The sequence below is a fragment of the Bacillus sp. 5B6 genome (assembly GCF_000259405.1).
GTDB classification, from domain to species: Bacteria; Bacillota; Bacilli; order Bacillales; family Bacillaceae; genus Bacillus; species Bacillus velezensis.
In genome coordinates this window covers 2,108,029-2,132,535 of record NZ_AJST01000001.1, presented here as the reverse complement: position 1 = coordinate 2,132,535, position 24,507 = coordinate 2,108,029, and the positions used below count along the sequence as shown (strand labels likewise).

The window sequence follows — 24,507 nt, the reverse complement described above, 5'->3', positions numbered from 1 at the left end:
GATTGGCAGTTGCCACCGATCAAGTCAAAACGTTCCTGCAGAAAATCAGCCATACGAATTATATCGTCCGGGATCATCGCGTTCATCAAATCCGCGTCCTCCCGGGCGTGACTTTAATAGATATGCTGTATCGGCTCGCCGCCGGGTACCTCGGTGAACGGCCTATAGAATTAAGACAGATTATTTTTAAGCAGCCTGTTGTAACATCTGAAGAGTTTGATAAACACCTGTATGTCACCTTTACGCCGGCGCGTGACAGCTGGAAAGTTGAGATCACGAGCGAAAAAGCAAAAAACGGCACACCGCTTGGCGGAAACCGGGATGAGAATATGGAATGCCAGCTTTATTTGCAAGAAGACACGCCCCGGGCAAAAGAACTGAATATTGAAGCGTTCATGAAAAACGCAAGCCGAAAATGGGACATGCATGACATTTACGGAATTGCAAGAAGAAGCCATATTGAACATGGCGAGTTTATGAAAAATGAAGGGGCCGTTTATCAGCTTCAGGATAAAGAAGAATTAATGGAGCTCACTCTGAGTGATTTGGCTGAAGGGTTCCGGGAGAAATTTAAGGCGCATCCGGCTTTTTTAGATGCGTCCACCCTTGCCGGCTCTTCCTTTGCATTGTCGGCCCAAAAGCAAAATGACACACCTTATATTCCTTTTATGATCAATCGTTTTTGCATGTATCAGCCGTTTCCGAAAACGATTTACACTTATTCTGCGAAAAACAGCCGCACTGGAAGCGGCGTATCAGACAGCGAACCTGATGTTTATTCGGCCGACTTCACGATTTACGACAGGGCAGGGAACGTATTGGCCGAATGTGAGAAACTGACAGTAAAAAGGGTCAGACAAGCGAATATGATTACCCATCTGATAGACAAAGAGAAGCCGCCTCAGCAGAACAGAAGCGGCCGTGGAGAGCCCGAAAGTCCTGTGGCCGCAGAAGACGTGCCTGAACAGCAAACGCCGGAACAAAACATGGTGACTTACATAAAGTCGGAAATCGCCAGGCTGATCAATCGTCCGGCACAGGATATTGATGTGCGGAAAGGCTTTTATGATATGGGGCTTGACTCGGCGCATTTGCTGAAGCTTGTAAAGATATTAGAGCAGACTTTTCAGCAGCAGTTTTATCCGACACTGCTTTTTGAATATTCATCTGTCCGCCGCCTTGCGGATTACCTTATCAATGAAGCGGGCTGTGTGCTGAAAGATTCGGCCGAAGAACGGCATACATCAGATGCTGACATCGCTGATGAGGTTCTGTTTTTTGAACCCGCCTGGAAAGATCAGCCGCTGGAAACGGCGGTGCAGAACGGGCAAAAACACACCCGTCATCTCATTATCGCTGCCGATGCAGGACCCCGTCTCACCGGTGAACTCGGCACATATTGCCCGGAAGCGGAAGTGATAGAACTGAAAAGGGAGCATGAGGATGCAGATGAGCAGTTTGAAGCAGATGCCGAGCGCATATTTCGTATGCTCAAACGGGAACTGACAGACCATCCGAAAGAACATACATTGATTCAGCTTGTATGCGCCGTTGAGAATGGAGCGGCATTGTCTTCCGCTCTCGGGGCTATGCTGAAAACGGCACATCTGGAAAATCCGGATCTTCGCACTCAGGTGATCACCTTCTGTGACAAGAATGAGAGATTGCCAAGTGAGACGGCCGCAATCATTAGAACAGAAGCAGACTGCTCTTATGCAGGCTGCACAGACATTCGGTATAAAGACAATATGCGGCAGATCAGATTGTTCGAACGTATTGAGAAACTGGACGGGCAGACACAGTCTCCTTGGAAACAAAACGGCGTATATGTCATTACAGGAGGCCTCGGCGGTCTTGGATTTCTGCTTGCTTGTCACCTTGCAGAAAAAGAAAAAGTGAAGCTCGCACTCATCGGCCGTTCGCCGGAACAGTCTGAGAAGATCAGCAGACTGAAAGCATTGGGCGCAGAAGTTCTTTACGTTCAAGCGGACATCGGCAATAAAGCCGAAACAGAGCGGGCATTTGCTCAGATTACAGAAACCTTCGGCCGGCTGACGGGCATTTTTCATTGCGCCGGTGTTTTAAAAGATCAATTTATCATCCAAAAAGACAGTTCTGACTTGAAGCAGGTGTTCCTGCCGAAAATCAGCGGCCTGATTCATACGGACGAAGCTTCACGGCATGAACCGCTTGAATTTTTCGCCGTATTTTCTTCATTCTCGGCGTTGGCCGGAAATGCGGGCCAGACAGATTATGCCGCAGCGAACGCTTTTATGGATGAATATATGAAATATCGCGATTGCAAAGCGGAAAAAGGCGAACGGACCGGGGCTTCTATGACGATCAACTGGCCGCTTTGGGAAGATGGCGGCATGCAGGTTGACAGCTTGATGAAAGAGATCATGAATGATGCAACCGGCACCAGCCCGCTTCCGGCCGGGGAAGGGATGGCTTCACTTGAATATATGCTGCGACTCGGCAAGCTGCAATCCGTTATTTTATACGGGAAGGAGCCGGCTGTAACTGAAAGCATGTCCCGATTGGTTCCGATGGCAGACAAAAACCGCTCTTCATTATCCCATGCAGCTGTCAAGAGAAGGAGCCGAAAACAAGGGAGACACATAGAAGAGCACGATATTGCGGTAATCGGATTGGCGGGAAGATATCCGCAGGCGGGAAGCATCAACGAATTTTACCAAAATCTGCGCTCAGGTAAAGACTGCATCACAACAATGCCGAAGGACAGATGGAAAGGTTATCCTTTCTCATATGAAGCAGATCAGTTCTACCGTTACGGAGGATTTTTAGATCGCATAGACAGCTTTGATCCGCTGTTTTTCAATCTGACTCCGCGCCAGGCTGAAATGATGGACCCGCAGGCGCGGCTGTTTTTAGAGACGGCTTGGGAAGCTTGTGAAGATGCCGGTTTTTATCAGGACAGAACGGCGCGCGGGCCATCTTCACAAAAGAGAAAACGCGTCGGGGTATTCGCAGGTGTGTTTTGGAGCCATTATGAGCTGTTCGGCGCTGAAATTACACAGCGGGGCACACCGCTGTCTATGGGCGTGACGCCTGCTTCTGTTCCGAATATCGTGTCTCACTGCCTGAACTTTACAGGGCCGTCAATGGCTGTTGATACGATGTGCTCTTCTTCGCTCACATCCATACATTTGGCATGTGAAAGCATAAAAAGGGGGGAGTGCGAATTTGCCCTTGCCGGCGGTGTGAATGCGGTCACACACCCGCATAAATATGCGTTTTTGGCGAATGCCGGATTTCTGTCTTCAGAAGGCGTCTGCAAAAGTTTCGCCGAGGGCGGTGACGGTTATGTGCCGGGAGAAGGCGTCGGCGCGGTGTTACTGACAACCGTTCAAGGAGCGGAAAGAATGGGCTGTCCGATATATGGCGTCATAAAAGGCTCCGCTTTAAACCATGTCGGAAAAACATCCGGTTTGACCGTGCCTGATCCGGCATCACAGGCGGAAGTCATTACAGATTCTTTTCAGAGTGCCGGCATTGATCCGGAGACACTGAGCTATATTGAAGCCCACGGAACAGGCACGTCTCTGGGTGATCCGATTGAAATTGAAGGGCTGAGCCGCGCATTCCGCAAATGGACAAACAAGAAGCGGTTTTGCGCCATCGGCTCTGCCAAATCAAATATCGGCCATTTAGAAGGAGCCGCCGGGATCGCCGGATTAACAAAGGTGCTTTTGCAGCTGAAGCATGGAGAAATCTTTCCGTCATTGCACACGGACACGCTGAATCCCCATATTCCGTTTCCGGACACGCCGTTTTATGTGGCGGACCGGCTGGAAGAATGGGAACGGCCGTCACATTCTGACCAGCCGAGAAGAGCGGGTTTAAGTTCTTTTGGCGCCAGCGGGAGCAATGCCCATTTTGTCATAGAAGAATATCTGCCGCCGCAGGCTGAAAAGAAATCGGTAAATATACGGGAAGACGAGCCGGTTCTGTTTCTGCTTTCGGCAAAAAATGAAGAACGCCTATTAGAATATGTCAAACGGTATGACCGCTTTTTACGGGAAAAAGAAGTCAACCTTAAAGACCTAGCCTACACGCTTCAAGCTGGCAGAGAAGCGATGCCTGAACGGCTGGCATTGATCGTTACATCCGTTTGCGGCCTGCAAGCGAAACTGAAGGATGTGCTTGAACGGAAAACAGAAATTGAAGGATGTTTCCGCGGACGTGCTCAAGATGATATTTCATCAAGTGGAATGGCCGGGCTGCTGAAAAACAAGCAATATTCCAGATTGCTCACTGAGTGGGCAAAAGGAGCCGCCGTTGACTGGAGCCTGTTATACGAAGGAGAGAAGCCGAAACGGGTCAGCCTTCCTGTATATCCGTTCGCGAAGGAGCGGTATTGGGTGCCTGTGCCCGCGGATATCCGGAAACAGACAGACGAACCGGCGGAAAACCAAAAGATCATTCTTCAAAAAGACTGGAAGCAGCAAGATCCGGCGGAATCTGAAGCATTACCAGGAACAGTAATGATACTTGCAACTGATAAGACAAGCCGATTGGCCGATGCTCTTTTTAAAGGAAACGGCCATATTGAAACGATCTGCTTCATCCATCAGGCAAAAGACGGCGCCGATTATTACGCCGCCGCATCGGGGCGAAACCTTTACGGCAGAGTGCGGGAGTCTCTTCAAAACAAACAGATACTCGGGGTCGTCGACATAACCGCATATGACGCGGAATATGAACGGCAGGAAGAGATAGAACACGGAAAGCTTGCCTTTTTACAGCAGGCTCTTGAATCATTCCGTCATAGCGGCGCTGTGTTCAGCCAAGTGACACACCGCCTTCAGCCTTTCAAGGAAAGTAAACCTCTGATGCAAGGGGCGAAAACGGCGGGGCTGTACCGGATGCTGGGCGCTGAGTATGCTAACATTCATTCTGTTACGATAGATAGCGATTGTGAGATTGAGCATACAGAAGAATTAAGCAGACAGATTGAGACTGAATTTTTACAGCCGCGGGCCAAAAGCGTCAGTGAATGCTGCTACAGGCTGAATCGCCGTTATGTGCCGTTTCTGAAGCAGGGTGTGAATGTTTCGGCGGCGCCTGAGCTTTCCTATTCGTCTGATGATGTGCTGTTAATAACGGGCGGATCGCGCGGGATCGGCGCAATTGCGGCGGAGCATGCCGTTTCACGCGGATGCAGGAAACTGGTCATCATGGGGCGGGAGCCGCTTCCCGATTCCTCAGAGTGGGCAGACATGAAAAAGGACGGCATTCTCCCGGAAAAAGCCGAGCGGATGCAGAGGTTAGCCGAGCGGGGCGCGGAGATCCGCTATTACAGCGTTTCTCTTACGGATCAAAAGGGGCTCCGGAACATGATGGACAGCATCCGCGGCACGATGGGATCGATTACCGGCGTTTTTCATTGCGCGGGTGCAATGGGAGAACACCCCGCTTTTTATAACAAAACCGAAACTGAAATCAAAAGCGTTTGCACGCCGAAAGTAACAGGGCTTAGCTGTCTCTATGAAGCTGTTCAGAATGAGCCGCTGTCGTTTTTTATTTTGTTCTCATCCGTTTCGGGTCTGATCCCTTCGCTTGCTGCGGGGCAAAGTGACTACGCGATGGCTAATTCGTTTATGGACTCTTTTGCAAATCATCAAGCAGGTAAAGGGAACGTGTTTGTTAAAGCCGTTCAATGGCCCGTCTGGAAAGAAACCGGCATGGCTGAAGGCCTGCCGGAAACACCTGCTTATCAAAAATCAGGACTTTCCAGGCTGTCTGCCAAAGACGGACTGAAGTTTTTAGATTACATCATTTTAAACGGACAAAGCTGCGGAATTCCTTGTGTTCCAGAAGACAGTGAGGCTGATTTTGGTGATCTTCTGAAGGTGAAGAAATCTGAAGCTCCCGTGAAAAAAAGCACTGCCGGTGACCAAAAGGTGAAGGATATGATTCGTCAATGGGTGCGCACCGTCTTCAGTGAAGAACTGAAAATGACGGATGAGCAGATAAAAGATGATATGCCGTTTGATGAATATGGGATTGACTCAATACTCTTTGCGGAATTGGTTCAATCATTGCAAAAACGGATCAGCATAAAGTTAACACCGTCCTTAATGCTTCAATATCAAACGATTACAGAAATGGTTGACTATTTCGCAGCGCATCATGAAGCCGATTTTGTGACAAAAGAAAATGGTTTCGTTCAAGACAGGGACGTCCAGCCTGATTTAACCGCCGCCGCTGAAGAGAGAACATTCATGAAGCCGAAAGCGGATACCGAAGACGATATTGCCGTCGTCGGCATGTCCTGCCGTTTTCCGGGGGCGGGCGGAACGGATGCTTTTTGGGAGCTGCTGATGAAAGGAAACACTGCCATTCGGCCTGTCCCCGCATCGCGCTGGCATGCAACAGCAAATGCAAAGGATTATGCGGGGTGGATTGATGATATCGACATGTTTGATGCGGGATTTTTCGGCATCTCTGAAAAAGACGCGGCAATTATGGACCCGCAGGCGCGGATCATATTAGAAGAAGCGGTTCATTCCGTTTATGATGCCGGGTACGGCCAAAAGGATTTATCGGGCCGGAAAGTCGGCGTGTACATCGGCGGCAGGGCGCAGCCTTCAGCCGGTATGGAACATATCCTGCAGGCGCCTAACCCGATTTTGGGGGCGGGGCAAAACTATTTGGCGGCCAACATTTCACGATTTTTAAATGTCACAGGACCGAGCCTTGTCGTGGATACAGCATGTTCCTCAGGGCTGATCGGGCTGTCCTTTGCAAAAGACGCCCTTTTGGCCGGAAGGATTGACGCGGCCTTAGTCGGTTCGGTGAGTCTGCTCTTATCTCCGTCCGCGCACCGGTTATTCGGAGCACGCCATATTTTAAATGAGAACGGCGTGTTTCATATATTCGACCGTGAATCAGCGGGAGAAGTGCTCGGAGAAGGAGCGGGGGCGGTTTTTATCAAACGATTGAGCGATGCGGTGCGGGACGGAGACCGTATTTACGGCGTCATAAAAGCCGTCTCGGTAAACAATGACGGCCGGACGCTCGGTCCCGGTTCACCGAATATAAGAGCGCAGAGAGACGCCATTCAAACTGCGCTTGACATGGCGGAAAAGTCGCCCGAAGACATTGGATATATAGAAGTGAACGGAGGCGGTTCTCCAATCGTTGATTCGGTGGAAATCAAGGCGCTCTCAGATGTCTATCAGCTGAACCGGAAAACGCTTCTGCCCTGCCGGATCGGATCGGTGAAACCGAATGTAGGGCATCTGCTTCTGTCTTCAGGTCTTGCGGGCTTCATCCGATGTGTGCTGAGCGTCTATCATAAGCGGATTCCGCCTTTCTTATCAGCGCGTGAGCCATTTGAACATTATGACTTTGAAGCGTCGCGTATTCATTTTAATCGTGAACCCGTTGATTGGCATTCAGAGAAGAAACCCCGCGTCGCAGCTCAGAGTTCATTTCCTGACGGCGGGACAAATGCTCATATCCTCGTTGAAGAATACAGAGGTGAAAGGCAGCGGGAACATCACCGGGCGCCTCAGCCGCCGGAATTCAGAAAAAAACACTACCCCCTTTTGGGCGGCTGGAACAGCACGGAGAATGAAGCGGAAAAAACAAGTAATGAAAAAACAGACATTGCGGATCTTTTAAAGAAATATGAGAAAAAAGCAGAGACAAGCACTGCACCTGCAGACTCGTTTTGGCAGGTGACAACGTGACGTTTTTAAAAGGGGACTAACCATGAAAAAAACAGTGAATCTGCGCCTGACGGCAGAACATCCCATTATGAAAAACCATCTTGTTCACGGCGAATCTGTCATGCCTGGTCTGGCCTATATTGATATGCTGTATCAGCTGGCAAAGCAAAGCCTTGATCTTTCATTCCGTTCCACCTGTCTGAAACGGGTGACCATTTATCATCCTTTATCAGTGAAACGGTCAGAGCGGCTTGATGTGAGTGTCATATTCAGTAAAGAAAAGGAGTTCTGGACTGCCTCGATTTGCGGGGCGGATTCCGGGACGGTTTTCTTATCAGCGGAGGTGCATGAAGGGGTTTTCTCATCAGATAGGCGCCTTGACGCAGGGGAGAAAAAACAACAAGCCGCACTTCCATCAGTCTCTTTGCATACGGTTTACGAAGACGCGAGAAGCCGCGGACTGTCGCATGACGGGCTGATGAAGCCGGAGGGAGAGATCTATGCAAATGAAGAGGAATGTTTCCTTGATATTCGGCAGTCTGATTCATGCCAGGAAAATCTCCCCGGCGCTCTCTTTCACCCCGCGCTGATGGACGGTGCCGCCATGGCCTCCGGCGTATTGCAGACAGCTGCAGGCGCCGGTTTGTTTTTACCGATTTATTATGATTCGTTTATTGCCGCTGAAACCGTTACGGAGCGCTGTTACGCGGTGATTTCAAAAAAGTCCGGCACGCCGTCTGAAATGGTGAAAATGGATATTGACTTTTACAACCCCAGCGGTGCGCATATTGCTTCACTGCTCGGCCTGACAGCCAAAAAGGTGCGGACAGATCGGCAGCTGATACCAGGCATTCAGCAGATGGAGGAAACCTTATACCGCATTTTCTCAACATACGTAGGCCGTCCTGTCACAAGAAATGATGCGCACACCGTGTTTTTTGAATTAGGTCTTGAATCGTCACAGCTTCTGGCCATTATTAAAGACATCGAAGAGGCGTTTGATCTGCGGCTGAATCCGACTCTTTTATTTGAATGCAGCAGTATATCCGAGCTGCTTGAAGACATAAAAACAAAAGGAACAGATGAATCTTCCGGCCTTGTTGCGAATGCAGCACCGGTTTCTGAAACGCAATCAGGCAGTCAGACATTTACTTTCTATGAACATGAAGCATTCCTTCAGGATCATCTGGTTTTCGGCAAACCGGCACTGATGGGTGTAGTGTATCCGTGTCTGGTGCTTGAAGCATCCGGAACGTCTCATTCCGTCACGTATCCCGCCGAGCTGAAAGATATACGTTTTACGGGCGGGCCCGTCACGCTGGAGCCGGGAGAGGCCGCACATATTGACATTTCATTTGCAGCAGAGAAGAGTGCCGAACGCTTTACCGCAAGCTGCTCTGTTTCAGGTAAAGAAAGCCGGAAGACGTGTGCCGAAGGAGAAATAAGCAGAGGTATAGAGGCACCCGTGAAAAAATCATATGACGTTGAACAAATGAAGGCGCATGCACAAAAGGTGGCGCCGGATGTCATTTCCCGTCTGTACGATTCGGTTGCCGGCTTCACGATAGGCCCGATGCTGAAAACGGTAACGGCGGGATACAAAATGAGTGAGAGCTCCTTTTTATTGCAGCTGGACTTATCAGGAAAAAAAGAAAAAGGCGATCTGCATCACTTTGCATTTGACCCGCTTATATTGAATTCTTGTTATATGTCGCTCGGTGAAGAAGAGTTGCAGCTGAAAAAGCGGATTCACATTCCGCTCATGATTGAGAGGCTGACGCTTTACGGACCTGTCATGTCTGATACCGTCTATGTGGTGAATACAATCAGACATAAAAAAGACGGATTTCTCTCATTTGACGCCGCAGTCCTCAGCCATACCGGAGAACAGCTGGCGGAATTGAAAAACGCAACTGTGAAAGAAGTGCTTCAGCCAAATCGGCTTGAAAATGCGTCTTTTGCCCCGTCCGGGAATCAAAGCCGTCAAACGAAAGGAAACCCGCTGGATATTGCCATTGTCGGAATTTCCGGCAAGTATCCGCAGGCCGAAGATATCAATGTGTTTTGGGAAAATCTCAAACAAGGAAAGGATTGTATTACCGAAATTCCGAAAGACCGCTGGAAATGGGAACATTACTTTTCCGAGGACCGGACGGCGCCGGGAGCGATCTACAGCAAATGGGGCGGATTCATTGATGGGATCGCCGATTTTGATCCTGAGTTCTTTAAGATTTCCCCCCGTGAAGCGGAACACCTTGATCCTCAGGAACGGCTGTTTTTAATGCATGCGTGGATGGCGATGGAGGATGCGGGATATACGAGGACATCACCTGAACTGGGTCGTCAGGTAGGTGTGTATGCCGGTGTCATGTATCAGGAATACCCGCTATTCGCGGCTGAAGCGGGAGTGAAAGGACGGCATATCGGGCTCCCCGGCGGGATTTCATCCATTGCTAACCGTGTCTCCTATTTTTGTGATTTTCAAGGGCCGAGCATTTCGGTCGATACGATGTGTTCGGGTTCTCTGACTTCATTGTACATGGCGTGCCGGGATCTGCGGGATCATCGAATTCGCGCGGCGCTTGCCGGCGGAGTAAATCTCACCGTTCATCCTAACAAGTACTTCATGCTGAGCCAGGGGCAGTTCATCTCATCTAAAGGACACTGCGGGAGTTTCGGCGCCGGGGGTGACGGCTATATTCCGGCAGAAGGAGTCGGGGTGCTGCTTCTTAAACGTTTAGAAGACGCCGTACAAGACGGAGATCGGATTTACGGCGTCATTAAAGGAGCTGCCATTAATCACGGCGGAAGAGCGAGCGGTTACACCGTACCGAACCCCAAGGCGCAAAGCGAAGTCATTTCTCAAGCTTTACAGGAAGCGGGGGTATCTCCGGGCCAGATCAGCTATGTGGAAGCGCACGGGACAGGGACAAAATTAGGCGATCCGATTGAAATCCGGGCTTTAACCGATGCATTCGGTGATGTTCCTGAAACATGTCTCATCGGGTCTGTCAAATCAAATATCGGACATGGGGAATCGGCAGCAGGCATCGCCGCTGTCACAAAAGTGCTGCTGCAGATGAAGCACAAACAAATCGCCCCATCTTTGCATGCGGATGTTTTAAATCCGAATATCCAATTTGACGAAGGGCCGTTTTCCGTCTGCCGGGAATTAACAGATTGGAAACGGATTGCTGCAGACGGAGAAGAACAGCCGCTCAGGGCGGGGATCAGCAGCTTTGGTGCGGGCGGTTCTAACGCGCATATCATTATTGAAGAATATGAGGCTCCGGTAAAACAAGCAATCAGCAGCCAAGAGCCGGCTGTCATTCTGCTGTCTGCGAAAAATGGGGAGCGTCTGACAGAATATGCGGAGCGCCTTCTTGCTTTTCTTCAAAAGAAGCATACGGATAAGCCGGACTTATTTGATGTCGCATACACTTTACAAGCGGGGCGGGAAGCGATGGATGAGCGGCTGGCTCTCATTGCGGACTCCCTTAAGGAGCTGGAGGACAAGCTCAGATCGTACTTGGAAAATGAAAACGCACCGCATCTTTACAGGGGGCGGGCGAAGCGAAATCATGAGACAGTTGCTGTGTTTGAATCTGATGAAGATTTGCAGGAAGCCATGGTCAAATGGCTGAAAAAGAGAAAGTACGGTCATTTGCTGAACATGTGGGTGCAGGGAGTCGATGTGGACTGGAACTTGTTATATTCGGGACAAAAACCCCGGAGAATCAGCCTTCCCGCCTATCCGTTTGCAAAGGTCAGATGCTGGATTCAAGATGAAGCCGAGGCGGTTTCAAAAAGGGATGACGGCAAAACGGTGATCCATCCGCTGCTTCATGAAAACACATCCGATCTGTGGGAGCTGAAATTCACCTCTGTTTTTACAGGACGGGAATTCTTTTTCACTGACCACACAGTTAATGGGGAGAAGGTGCTCCCGGGAGCCGCCGTGATCGAAATGGCCAGGGCGGCCGTTGAGCGTGCCGCATACGATGTGCCGGACGGACGTAAAGGAATGTATTTGAAAGATCTCATATGGATGAGGCCTGTCGTTCATAAGGGGACGGATGTAGAAGTCCATATCAGCCTTATCCTTAAGGAAAATGAAGACATTGAATTTACGATTTACAGCCTATCGGAAGAACCCGGGGGAGAACGGATTTTATACAGTAAAGGCACCGCGGTATCAGGAGAGATAGCAGCGGTTCCGTCAGTTCACTTAGAGGGCTGGCTGTCCGGCTGCAGCCAATCGGTTATGACGTCTGATGAGGTTTATCAGGCTTTCCGGCATGCGGGTATGATATACGGGCCGAGCCATCAAGGAATTGATCAGCTGATGATCGGAGAGAGGGGCGCTGCAGCCCGGCTGTCGCTGCCGGAATCGGCAGACAGTACCGCCGATCAGTTTGTCATCCACCCGAGTCTTTTAGATGCCGCGTTTCAGGCGTCATTGGGTGCCGGTTCAGATACTGCCGGAGATACTCCGATGCTGCCGTTTTCCCTGAGGCAGGCAGAAATATTTCAGCCGACTCAGAAAACGATGTGGGCGCTTGTCCGCAAACAGAGCGATCGGTCAGATAACGGAGCGCTGACGCTGGATATTGATTTATGTGATGAAAACGGCGCTGTTTGTATGAGATTAACAGGATTTTCCTGCCGGGCGGTCCGGCAGACAAACCAAACCGAAAGCAAACGGCAGGAAGTACAGACGGCGATGCTTGCCCCTGTTTGGGACAAAACTTTCTTTTCCCTGGAAGAAAATCGAGCGGTTGATCAGGAACAATTGCTGATCATCGGAAAGCCGGGAAATACCATAAAGGCTGCGGCAAAAATGTGGCCCCGCGCCCATCTGGCGGAGACGCCGGATCATTCAAGCGAGCAAACATTACGTGAATTGACAGCCGGGTATCAAGATATCCGCCATTTCTTATGGATTGCGCCGGATCGTTTCGCACCCGCATCCGTCAGTCAGGAAATGCTTGATGAGCAGGAGAATGGGGTGATTCAATGTTTCCGTTTCATCAAAGCGCTGCTGTCACTCGGATATGGAAACCGAAACATCAGCTTTACGGCGGTCACCCGGCAGACACAGTGCGTGTATCCGGGTGATCTGCCGCAGCCTGAGCATGCAGGCGTACACGGTTTGATCGGTTCATTGGCAAAAGAATATCCGAACTGGGACATCAGGCTGATTGATGCAGAAGAAGACAGTGATTCGTCTGAAATGAAAGACATCTGGCGCCTCCCTCCAGATCCGGACGGAAATGCTGCCGCGTACCGTAACGGAGCTTGGCACAAGCAAAAAACAGTCCGGGTGCTGACAAGTTCCGCTCCGCGTATGTCGTACAGAGAAGGCGGCGTTTATGCTGTCATCGGCGGAGCGGGCGGCATCGGGGAAGCATGGAGCAAATACATGATCACCCGTTATAAGGCACGGATGATATGGATCGGCAGGCGGCCGAAGGATCAGGAGATTCAGAGCAAAATAGACAGGCTGGCGCTATCAGGCCCCGCGCCGCATTATATACAGGCTGATGCTCAAGATGCCGCAGCGCTTAAGGCTGCCGTCCGTTCCGTAAGAGAGCAATACGGCAATATAACGGGAGTCATCCATTCCGCGATAACGCTTGCCGACAAAAGTATGGCGAATATGGATGAAGCTTCTTTCAGAAACGCTTTTTCAGCTAAGGTGAATACGAGCGTCCGAATGATCGAAGCTTTTAAGGGAGAACCGCTTGATTTTGTACTGTTTTTCTCATCCGTTAATTCTTTCACAAAAAATGCCGGGCAAAGCAACTATGCGGCAGGGTGTACATTTCAAGACGCCTTTGCCCGCCATATCGCTTCCTTGCTTGATTGTGAAGTGAAAGTCATGAATTGGGGATATTGGGGCAGTCTGGGCGTTGTATCAGACCCGTCTTACAGAAAACGGATGGAGGCGTCAGGGATCGGTTCTATTGAACCCGATGAAGCAATGGAGGCGCTGGAAGTCTTACTATCAGAGCCGTTCAGCCAAGCGGCATTCATTAAAGCTGCTCCGCACGGCTTAGCCGCACTGACGGATCAAGATGCAATATCGGTTGTATCCGGACCGAAGCCTTCATTTATGGAAAGCGTCAAGCGGCAAAATCCGGATCGGAATGAACGGCTTGAGACTTTAAAACGAGAAATGGAGTTGCGCATATGAACAGCCTTCTTTGCAAACTGCTCTTTTACCAATTACAGTCAATCGGGTTTTTCAGCGAGCCTGTCACTACACCTGCAGCATCCATGCGGAACGCCGGCATGATCGGCACATACGGCAGATGGCTGGAAGAAAGCCTGAATCTATTAAAAGAAAACGGATATATCGCGTATGACGGATACACGATCACCCTCCTCACGGATCAGCATCCGGACGGCCGCACAGTCTGGAATGAGTGGAATGCCCATAAACGCCTGCTTCCCAATGGGGAGCTTGCGCAAGCTGAATTGGCTGAGGAGACGATAAAAGCGATGCCTTCCATTTTAAAAGGGGAACGTCCGGCTACGGATATCGTATTTCCCGATTCATCAATGCGGCTCGTTGAAGGTGTTTATAAACATAATCCTGTCGCGGATTATTTTAATGAAGTGTTAGCAGATTCCGCGGCCGCTTACCTGAAAGCCTATCTTACAGAACACCCCGATGCCCGCATCAGGCTGATAGAAGTAGGGGCCGGGACGGGCGGAACGAGCGCCATGCTGTTTACAAAACTGCAACCATTCGCAAAACAGATTGCGGAATATTGTTATACGGACGTTTCTAAAGCTTTTTTAATGCATGCCGAACAGGAATACGGACCTGATGTGCCGTATTTGACAACGGCCTTGTTTAATGCGGAGGAGCCTTGCGAATCACAAAATATCAAAACGGGTGTTTACGATATTGTCATCGCCGCCAATGTGCTTCACGCCACAAAAAATATCGGTTTGACACTGCGCCGGCTGAAAGCGCTCCTGAAATACAACGGGATGATTCTGATAAACGAAATCAGCGATCGTTCTGTTTTTACCCATTTAACCTTCGGGCTGCTTGACGGCTGGTGGTCCTATGAGGATGCTGAGCTTCGGATTCCGGGAAGTCCCGGCTTATATCCAAAATCGTGGGAGCGTGTGCTGCATTCGGAAGGATACAGAGCGGTTTGTTTCCCTGCTGAAACGGCTCATGATTTAGGTCAGCAGATTATCGCAGCTGAGAGTAACGGACTCGTCCGGATGCAAGGGATCAGAGACGGCAGAAAGCCATACGCCGCCCCGGCCGAAGTTTTCCGAAAGCCCGCACAGCCTGTTTCCCGCAGCCGCGGGCCAGAGGAGCATCAAGCTGTTAAGGCTGATGGGGAATCGGTCGCTTCCCATGTCCGCTCAGTCATCAAAACAAGTATTGCCGATGTATTAAAAATGAAAGAAGAGGATATTCAGGAAGAACTGAATTTCTCTGAATACGGCATTGATTCCATTTTGGCCGTCAATGTGATTAATGAGATTAATAAGCGTTTGAATCTTACACTGCAGACAACGATTTTATTTGATTACTATCATGTGAAACTGCTGACCGGTTATATCTCGGAAGAATATGAAACCATCATAGCCTCATCTCTGGAGACCGAAAGAGCGAAAATCCGCCCGGCGCTTCAGGAAGAACGGCCTGCTGAAAAACCTCTGCAGACGGAAAGAAAGGAAAACGGTTATCAGAAACCGAAACAAGAACGTATGCCGCCTTCTTTCGCAAAGTCCGATGACTCGGGAATGTTCCGGGTTGTGATTGACCGTCCGGGCGGCATTGAAGATCTGACGATTGCCCGCAGTGAAGTGCCCGAGACAAAAGATGACGAGGTTCAAATAGCCGTCCGCGCCTTTTCTTTAAACTTCGGAGACTTGCTTTGTGTCAGAGGGCTGTACCCGACGATGCCGCCTTATCCGTTCACTCCGGGATTTGAAGCAAGCGGCGTCGTGATCAAGACAGGGAGGCATGTAACATCTGTCATTCCAGGTGATGAAGTGATTGTCGGCATGGGAGAGGAATTTGGATCTCAAGCGAATCTCATCACATGTAAAGAACATCAAGTCTATCATAAACCGGCCCGGCTGACCTTTGAAGAAGCATGCGCTCTTCCCACCGTGGCGGTGACAATGATAGACGCCTTCCGGAAAGCCGGACTTAAAAAAGGCGAAAAAATATTAATTCAGACCGCGACGGGAGGAACGGGGCTGATCGCGGTGCAAATGGCCCGGCATATCGGCGCGGAAATATATGCCACGGCCGGATCACAGAAAAAAATTGAGTATTTGCATTCGCTCGGGGTCCACAATACCATTTGCTATTTAGAAGAAGATTTTGAAACGGAAATCATGCGAATGACCGGCGGCCGGGGGGTGGATGTTGTCATTAATACCCTGGCCGGTGATGCCATGCAAAAAGGAATGAATTGCCTGGCCCCGGGCGGAAGATATATCGAAATTGCCATGACTGCGCTGAAATCCGCTAAATCAGTCGACTTGTCCGTCCTTCATAACAATCAATCGTTTCACAGCGTGGATTTGCGGAAGCTGTCCCTTCAAAATCCGGATCAGGTCAAGGATTATCAATTGGAACTGCAGCGGCTGGCGGAAGAGGGAGTCATTCAGCCTGTCATCTCAAAAATCTTTTCCTTTGAAGACATAAAAGAAGCGTATCACTGTCTGGATGACCGCGGAAATATCGGGAAAATCGTCATCAGCGTTTCTGAGCCGTATCAAATGACGTACCGCCCCGAACAAAAGGATCCGGCCGATACAGTAAAATCAGCAGCTGTGTTACCTGAAAAAGAACCGATCGCGATTATCGGGATGAGCGGGCGGTTTGCTGAATCGGAGAATCTCCAAGAGTTTTGGGAACACTTAGCCGCCGGACGGGATCTGATTAAAAAAGCAGACAGATGGGATGTCTCTGACAGCCAATGCCAGTATGGCAGTTTTATAGAGGACATTGAATGTTTTGACCCCGTTTTCTTTCATATATCGGGACGTGAAGCGACCTATATGGACCCGCAGCAGAGGCTGTTTTTGGAAGAATCATGGAAAGCGCTTGAAGATGCGGGATATGCGGGAGACTCGGTAAGAGGCCGGGAATGCGGCGTGTATGCCGGCTCCTGCGGCGGAGATTACCAGGCCATTTTTAAACAGCAGGGGCCCGCGCAGGCTTTTTGGGGCAATCATAATTCCGTCACTCCGGCTAGGATCGCCTATCACCTTAATTTACAAGGTCCGGCGATCACTGTTGATACGGCATGTTCCAGTTCGCTGACAGCCATTCATTTGGCATGTCAGGGGCTTTGGACGAAAGAAACGGAAATGGCGGTGGCGGGCGGGGTTTTCATTCAATCCACTCCCGCTTTTTATCAGTCGTCAAATAAGGCGAATATGCTGTCACCGACCGGGCGCTGCCATACGTTTGATCAAAGCGCGGACGGGTTCGTGCCGGGGGAAGGCGTGGGAGCGGTGATGCTGAAACGTCTTAGCGACGCCGTTAGTGACGGAGATCATGTGTACGGCGTCATAAAAGGCTCTGCAATGAATCAGGACGGCGCTACAAACGGAATCACCGCTCCAAGCGCGCTTTCTCAAGAACGATTGGAACGGCATGTCTATGACACCTTTCACATTGATCCGGAAACCATTCAAATGGTGGAAGCTCACGGAACGGGCACTGCACTGGGCGACCCGATCGAATTCGGCGCCTTAACGCGCGCTTTCCGCCGCTATACGGATAAAAAAGGATATTGCGCCATCGGCTCTGTAAAAACCAATCTCGGACATGCCGCTGCGGCCGCGGGGATGGCCGGCCTGTTTAAAATCCTGCTGTCGCTGAAGCATCGGCAGATTCCGGCTTCCCTGCATTTTCATCAAGCCAATCAGCATATTCAATTTGCGGACAGCCCGTTTTTTGTGAATGAAAAGCTGATACCGTGGGAACGGAATCCGAATGCACCGCGCAGAGCCGCCATCAGTTCATTCGGATTCAGCGGAACAAATGCCCATCTTGTGATTGAAGAGGCGCCGCAAACCGTGCGCCGGTCACCGGCAAAACCGGCCTGCCTCATTCCTTTATCTGCGCGGACGGAGCGTCAGCTGGAAATTCAGGCAGAACGCCTGCTGGATTCACTCAGCAAGAACAAAGACAGCGATCTGGGAAATATAAGTTATACGCTCCTGCTCGGCAGAAAGCATTTACATCACCGGTTTGCCTGTATCGTAAGCAGTGCGGGCGAACTGAAGCGGGTATTATCGGAGTGGCTTGTAAAAAGAGAGCTTCCGGGTGTGTTTGTGTCCAATTTGAAGGATCAGAAGCCGGCAGAAGAAGCCGGAATGAAAACATTCGGAATGGAATGCATTGAACAGTGCCGCTCGGCGGCTTCGCCCGCACAGTACAGAGAAAGCCTGGCACATATCGCTGACCTTTTTTGCAGAGGGTATAATCTTCCTTTTACACGGCTTTTTGACGGAGGGCAATATTATAAAACGCCGCTGCCTGCCTACCCGTTTTTAAAAGAAAGGTATTGGGCGGCTGATGTAAACAGTTCTTTACCAGGTCAAGCCATGAAAAAGTCTGAAACGCAAACCGTTCTCCCGTCTTCGCCGCAGCCTGAACATGAAGGGCTGATTTCTCTGACTCCTTTAACTGAGATCGAAATGAGAGCGTTTGAACCGGAGATATTGCAAAAACCGATCGTGTTACAGCCTTTGGATGGTACTGTTTCTGTCCAGCAGCCAGAAAAAGCCGTTTTCGAAGACAATAGAACATTGCTTGAAGAATTGAGGATAAGCCTGGCAGATATTTTATTTTTGTCACCGGAAGATATTGATGCTGATGAGCCTTTCATCGACATGGGGCTTGACTCCATTATCGGGGTTGAATGGATACAAACAGTAAATAAAACGCACCACACTGAGATTACTGCCAATAAGGTGTATGAACACCCGACGCTTAAGGAGCTTGCGGAATATATAGCGGGGCAAATAAAGAAACCCGAGTATGCTGAAGCGGAGGAAACAGCGGTACGTCCGCAAATCCCGGAAGCAGAAACTCCCCTTGCCGGCATCTCTGATGGCACTTTGCGCAAAGAGCTCAAAGAAAGCCTTGCGGACATCCTGTTTCTGAAGCCGGAAGATATTGATGAGCATGAGGCATTCATTGATATGGGGCTGGATTCTATTATCGGTGTGGAATGGGTTCAGTCCATTAATAAAGCCTATCAAGCGTCTATTACGGCAAATCTGGTCTATGAATATCCGACAATCGCAAAATTAGCCGGGTATCTGACCGGTTCTGTCCAAAAAGACACTGAGGAAGTACATGGGGAACATACGAAACAAAACGATATATCAGAAGAGACAGATGATCAAGAACCGCCCGAGCTGATCTGTCTTAACCCGGGGGGAAAGGGGAGACCGATTTTCTGGTTTCATTCCGCGCTGGGGGCAGTGGAGCTGTACCAGCCTGTTGCCGAACGGACCGGGCGTCCTTTTTACGGAATTCAGGCAAGAGGATGGATGACAGAACGGGAACCGATCCGCGGCATTAAAAACATGGCCGAGTATTACGTTAAGCTCATACGTACCGTGCAGCCCCGGGGTCCTTACGATGTAGGCGGCTATTCATTAGGGGGCATGCTCGCTTATGAAGTCACACGGCAATTGCAGCTGGCTGGAGAAACCGTTGAGTCAATCGTCATGCTCGACTCCTTTGACTCAGCGGGTGCGAGGGAAATAAACATTCCTGATGAATTATTTGATAAAAATATGATGCTGCAGACGGTGAACATGGCTTTATTTGCACCGATCTATCAACATCCGGAACGCATATCTGAAACCTTGATTCATCGTGATGAACTGAATGCCGATCTTCATGAAGACATATTTTTAGAGCAATTAATAGCAAAAGCCAAACAGCGGGGGTTAACGAAGACGGACGCGTTGGTGAAAAATCTGATCAGGCAGAATATAAATGTTCAGGACGCTTACGAAATCACTGATTACGAACTCCTGCCGCTTCCGGATCCGAACGGGGTGACATGCTATTATTTCCGAAATAAAAACGGTATTTTCTTGGGTGAGCTTGATCCGTATTTTACGATCAGGGCCGATATTTTATCTGCTGATTTCGTCAACTACTGGAGCCAGTGGGAAGAGCATATGACAAACATTGCCATCATGGATGTGGCGGTATCCAACCATATGACGTTATTGGCTGAAGACAGCGCAGCCGAAACGATTTCTGAATTTTGCGGCGTTTTATATTCGGCAGACGGAATGACAGAACACAGCTTCCTGCAGCTGCAGGAAAAGATACTGAACGTGCATGGTGAGATGCTGAAGCAGCCCGCCAAAACAAGACCGTAAATTCACATATCCGCCCGCCGGGTTTACTCGTAAGCTTCGGCGGGTCATTTCAAATCTTGATCACATCTTGGAGGAATGAAAATGACCAGTTTAACAAAAATCAGACAGCAGCAGCCGTACAAGTGGTACCAAACGATGAGAGAAACCTCTCCCGTTCATTACAATGAAAAGGAAGATTGCTGGGAAATCTTCACCTATGATGAAGTGAAGCGGGTGATTTCTGACTACAGTCATTTTTCTTCCGATCATAAATACTTAAGCGCGGACAAACAGGAAAAAATGATTCGGCATATTAACAAAGACAGCCTTTTGAAAATGGACCCGCCTGAACACACCGTCTTCAGAAAATTGGTCAATCAGCCATTCATGCCGAAATCGGTTGAGACTCTTGCACCGCGTATAGCCGCTATCGCTGATGACCTGCTTCAGGCCGTCCGTTCAAAAGGCAGGATGGACATTATTGAAGATTACGCATTTCCGCTTCCGATTATCGTGATCGCAGAGCTTCTAGGATTTCCTCCGAAAGACAGAGATATCTTTAAAAGCTGGGTCGACCAAAGCCAGAATGTAAAAGATGAAAAGAAAATGAATGAAGTGCAAAAGCAGATGATCGGATACTTCATGCAGTTTATTTTACAGCGGAGAAAACAGCCGCAAAATGATTTAATCAGCCATTTAATTTCAGCTGATTTAGACGGAGAGCCGCTGTCAGACAAGCAATTAATCGGTTTTTGCGGCTTGTTGATTGTCGCGGGGCACGTAACGACGGAAAATGTGATCGGAAATTCATTTCTCAGTCTCAAGGAGTTCCCGCACATTCTGCCCCGGCTGCTTGAAAATAAGGCGCTCCTTCCTGACTTTATTGAGGAAGTCATCCGCCTCAGACCTTCCATTCAGCGGGTAACCCGCTACACCGCGGTTGAGAGCGAGATTGGCGGAAAAACGATTCCGGCCGGAGAAAAAGTGTATGCGTGGATTGGATCGGCGAACAGAGATGAAAAGAAGTTTGAAAATGCCGATCAGATTGACTTGGGACGAAAGCCGAATCAGCATCTGTCATTCGGTCAGGGCAGCCATTATTGTTTAGGAGCGCCGCTGGCCCGGCTTGAAGCGAAAATCGCGCTTTCCCACTTTTTTGAACAGATGCCCGCATGGCGTTTTACTGAGGATCAAGAGCCGAATCTGGTTCCGAGCCCTGTATTTCACGGCGTTGACAGGCTGCTTGTTGAATTTTGAACGGAAAAATAAAAGAGGCTTCCACAGGAAGCCTCTTTACTCTGGGGGCTTGGAGAAATGAATGTAGGAATCGAAGCAATGAACGTGTTTGGCGGAACCGCGTATGTAGACGTCATGGAGCTTGCGGAACATCGGAACTTGGATAAAAAAAGGTTTGAGAACCTGCTGATGAAAGAAAAAGTGGTGGCGCTTCCATTTGAAGATCCGATTACGTTCGCCGTAAATGCCGCAAAACCGATTATCGACTCTCTGTCAGAAGAGGAACGGAATCAGATTGAAATGGTCATCACCTGTACGGAATCCGGGATTGATTTTGGCAAATCCATCAGTACATACGTCCATGATTATTTGCAGCTGAAGCGGAATTGCCGGTTATTTGAGGTGAAACAGGCTTGCTATTCTTTAACGGCCGGGTTTCAAATGGGCGTGAATTTCATCTTATCGCAAACATCGCCGGGAGCGAAAGCGCTTATCATCGGAACGGATATTTCCCGCTTTTTAGTGGCTGAAGGCGGTGACGCGTTGACGGAGGAATGGTCCTATGCCGAACCGAGTGCGGGAGCGGGAGCTGTGGCGCTTTTAGTCAGCAGCACCCCTCATGTCTTTTTGCTTGATCAAGGCGCAAGCGGGTATTACGGGTATGAAGTCATGGATACCTGCCGCCCGATTCCGGATAGTGAAGCGGGGGATGCTGATCTGTCGCTCATGTCTTATTTGGACTGCTGTGAAAAATCATTTCAGGAATACGGAAAGCGTGTGAGCGGGGCGGATTATAAGAATACATTTCAATACCTTTCTTTTCATACTCCGTTTGGCGGAATGGTAAAAGGAGCGCATCGGACGATGATGAGAAAATTGGCAAAGGCTAAGCCGCAAGACATTGAAGCGGATTTTCAGCAACGCGTGCTGCCTGGGATTCAATACTGTCAGCGCGTCGGCAACATCATGGGGGCCACCGTATTTTTATCTCTTGCCAGCACGATTGATAACGGCTCTTTTGAAACGCCGAAACGTGTCGGCTGTTTTTCATACGGTTCGGGCTGCTGCTCTGAATTTTACAGCGGTGTCGTTATGCCGCAAAGCCGTACGCGGCAGAATCAATTTCAGATCAGCCGGCATTTGGATGAACGCGTCCGTTTATCGATGGCTGATTATGACCGGCTGCTCCAAGACAGCGGCATCGTAAAATTCGGCACAAGAAATGCCGCGCCCGCAGCAGACATCCCGAATGCGTATCAAGGAAAAACACGATTGGTGCTGACTGAAATAAAAGAGTTTCACAGAAAGTATGAATGGACGACTTAATATCAGAAACATTCAGAGCCGGAAAGGCTTGAGTATTTTTAAAGAAACGGAGAATAAACATGAATCCAATGATTGATGTACAGGAAACAGAACCGGGCATTGTGCAGGTCACAATGCAGGATACGGCCGGGAAAAACGGGCTGTCAGAAGAGTTTGTCAGAGAGCTGCACCGGGTATTCCAAGACATCAATGCCCATCCGTCCTATAAAGCCGTCCTTCTGACGGGTTACGGAAATTATTTCTGCACGGGAGGAACGCAGGAGGGGCTTTTGACCATTCAGAGCGGAAAGCTCCAATTTACAGATTTAAAGCTTCACAGTATTTTATTGGATTGCAGGATTCCCGTGATTTCCGTCATGCAGGGGCATGCGATCGGAGCCGGCTTTACGATCGGTCTGAGCTCGGATTTTGTGATTTTAAGCAGAGAGAGTTTTTATTCTTGTAATTATATGAAGTACGGATTTACACCGGGAATGGGCGCGACGTATATTGTGCCTGAAAAACTGGGAATTGTCCTCGGGGAAGAAATGCTGTTTACGGCCGCGAACTTCAGCGGCGCCGCTCTGGAAAAACGGGGAGTTCCGTTTGAAGTGCTGCCGAAAAAAGACGCCCTTCAAAGAGGCCGCGAATTAGCCCGGCTGCTGGCGGATAAACCGAGAGCCTCACTGGTTGCGCTGAAAACCAATGTGACCGCACGGATCAAAAGAGAGCTGACAAAAGCGGTTGAGGAAGAGGTGAACATGCATGAAGCCACGTTCCATCTTCCTGAAGTAAAAGAGAGAATCAGCCGCTTATACGGCAGTTAAACAGAATGAAAAAAGCATGGGAAGCCCCATGCTTTATCACTGGTCCGTCTTTTGCAGAACGGAGCTTGCGAATTGTTCTTTAATTTCGGCGCTCCGGGCTGCGGTTTCTGCGATGCAGTGCATGATCGCTTCTTCAAAGCGGCGCTCGTCTAATGCGCGAAGGCCTGCTTCAGTCGTGCCGCCCGGGCTTGTGATTTCCTTGCGCAGGCGTTCAGGCCGTTTGCTGCTTGTTCTGAGCATTTCCGTCGCCCCGGCCATGGTTTGTAAAATCAGCTCTTTTGCCGTTTCTTCCGGCAGGCCGGCTTGAAGGGCGGCCTTTTCCATTGCTTCGACATACCGGTACACATAGGCGGGACCGCTTCCGGCAATGGCTGTGACGGCATCAAGGTGTTTTTCTTCAAAGCGCGTCGCTTCTCCGATTGTTTCCAGAAGCTCTTTTGCCGTCCGGATTTCAGCCTCACTCGCCTCGGAGCTTGCGGAAAAACCGGTCGCCGATTGCTGAATGGCCGCGGATGTATTCGGCATCGCCCGGATGATGGTGAGCTTTCTGCCGAAATATTGCTGAATCGTGTGAATCGTCAGCCCTGCGATGACAGAAATCACAAGCTGATCTTTCACGTATTCGCGAATGTTCTCAATGCTTTCTGCCGCATCTTTCGGTTTAAAGGCGAGAACGATAATGTCGGTATTGCTGAAAAACTCTTCTTTATCCCGGCACGGTTTCACTCCGTACGTTTTTTGGAGCTCTTCAAGCCGGCTGTCATTTGACCGGTTTGTCATATATATATGTCCGGGGGCTGTCATTCCGCTTTGCAGCAGTCCGTTCACCATTGCTTCCGCCATTGATCCGGCCCCGATAAAACCGATTTTCTTCATATAAATCCTCCTTCTTCTCAAAACACAAAAAAACCTTCCCGTCAAAAAGGACGAAAAGGTTTCGCGGTACCACCTTACATTAGCACGAATCAGCCGTGCTCAGCTCAAATCCCGTAACGAGGGGATACGTTTAGGTTTTCCTAACCGCTCTGAGGGCAGGTTCTGTAAACAAGAGG

Annotated in this window: 7 protein-coding genes; 6 read left to right on the top strand and 1 reads right to left on the bottom strand. The window is 49.6% G+C overall.

The genetic code is table 11. The features are described 5' to 3' along the window. The first annotated feature begins 2 nt into the window (after nucleotides 1-2). From MY7_RS09945 to MY7_RS09920, 6 genes are all read left to right on the top strand, one after another. Entirely contained in the window at nucleotides 3-7,721 is a 7,719-nt protein-coding gene (locus MY7_RS09945; RefSeq protein ID WP_007612405.1) for an SDR family NAD(P)-dependent oxidoreductase, read from the top strand. 22 nt (nucleotides 7,722-7,743) lie between these two features. Next, nucleotides 7,744-13,896, top strand: coding sequence for a type I polyketide synthase (locus tag MY7_RS09940; protein ID WP_007612402.1), 6,153 nt, complete (start codon nucleotides 7,744-7,746; stop codon nucleotides 13,894-13,896). Continuing rightward, nucleotides 13,893-20,108: a beta-ketoacyl synthase N-terminal-like domain-containing protein gene (locus MY7_RS09935; RefSeq protein WP_007612398.1), complete on the top strand. Its 6,216-nt coding sequence runs from the start codon at nucleotides 13,893-13,895 to the stop codon at nucleotides 20,106-20,108. The genes MY7_RS09940 and MY7_RS09935 overlap by 4 nt, the downstream gene beginning before the upstream one ends. A gap of 81 nt (nucleotides 20,109-20,189) precedes the next feature. Continuing rightward, a complete protein-coding gene (locus MY7_RS09930; RefSeq protein ID WP_022537145.1) occupies nucleotides 20,190-21,344 on the top strand; it encodes a cytochrome P450 in 1,155 nt (384 codons plus the stop codon). Between the two features lie 57 nt (nucleotides 21,345-21,401). Beyond that, complete coding sequence (locus tag MY7_RS09925; RefSeq protein ID WP_007612395.1) at nucleotides 21,402-22,649, top strand: hydroxymethylglutaryl-CoA synthase family protein; 1,248 nt, start codon at nucleotides 21,402-21,404, stop codon at nucleotides 22,647-22,649. Nucleotides 22,650-22,708: 59 nt separating this feature from the next. Next, on the top strand, nucleotides 22,709-23,455 hold the full coding sequence (locus tag MY7_RS09920; protein ID WP_007612393.1) for a polyketide synthase: 747 nt from the start codon (nucleotides 22,709-22,711) through the stop codon (nucleotides 23,453-23,455). Nucleotides 23,456-23,491: 36 nt separating this feature from the next. Here MY7_RS09920 and proC read toward each other — a convergent pair whose 3' ends face one another. Next, complete coding sequence (gene proC / locus MY7_RS09915; protein WP_007612391.1) at nucleotides 23,492-24,331, bottom strand: pyrroline-5-carboxylate reductase; 840 nt, start codon at nucleotides 24,329-24,331, stop codon at nucleotides 23,492-23,494. Nucleotides 24,332-24,507 lie beyond the last annotated feature (176 nt).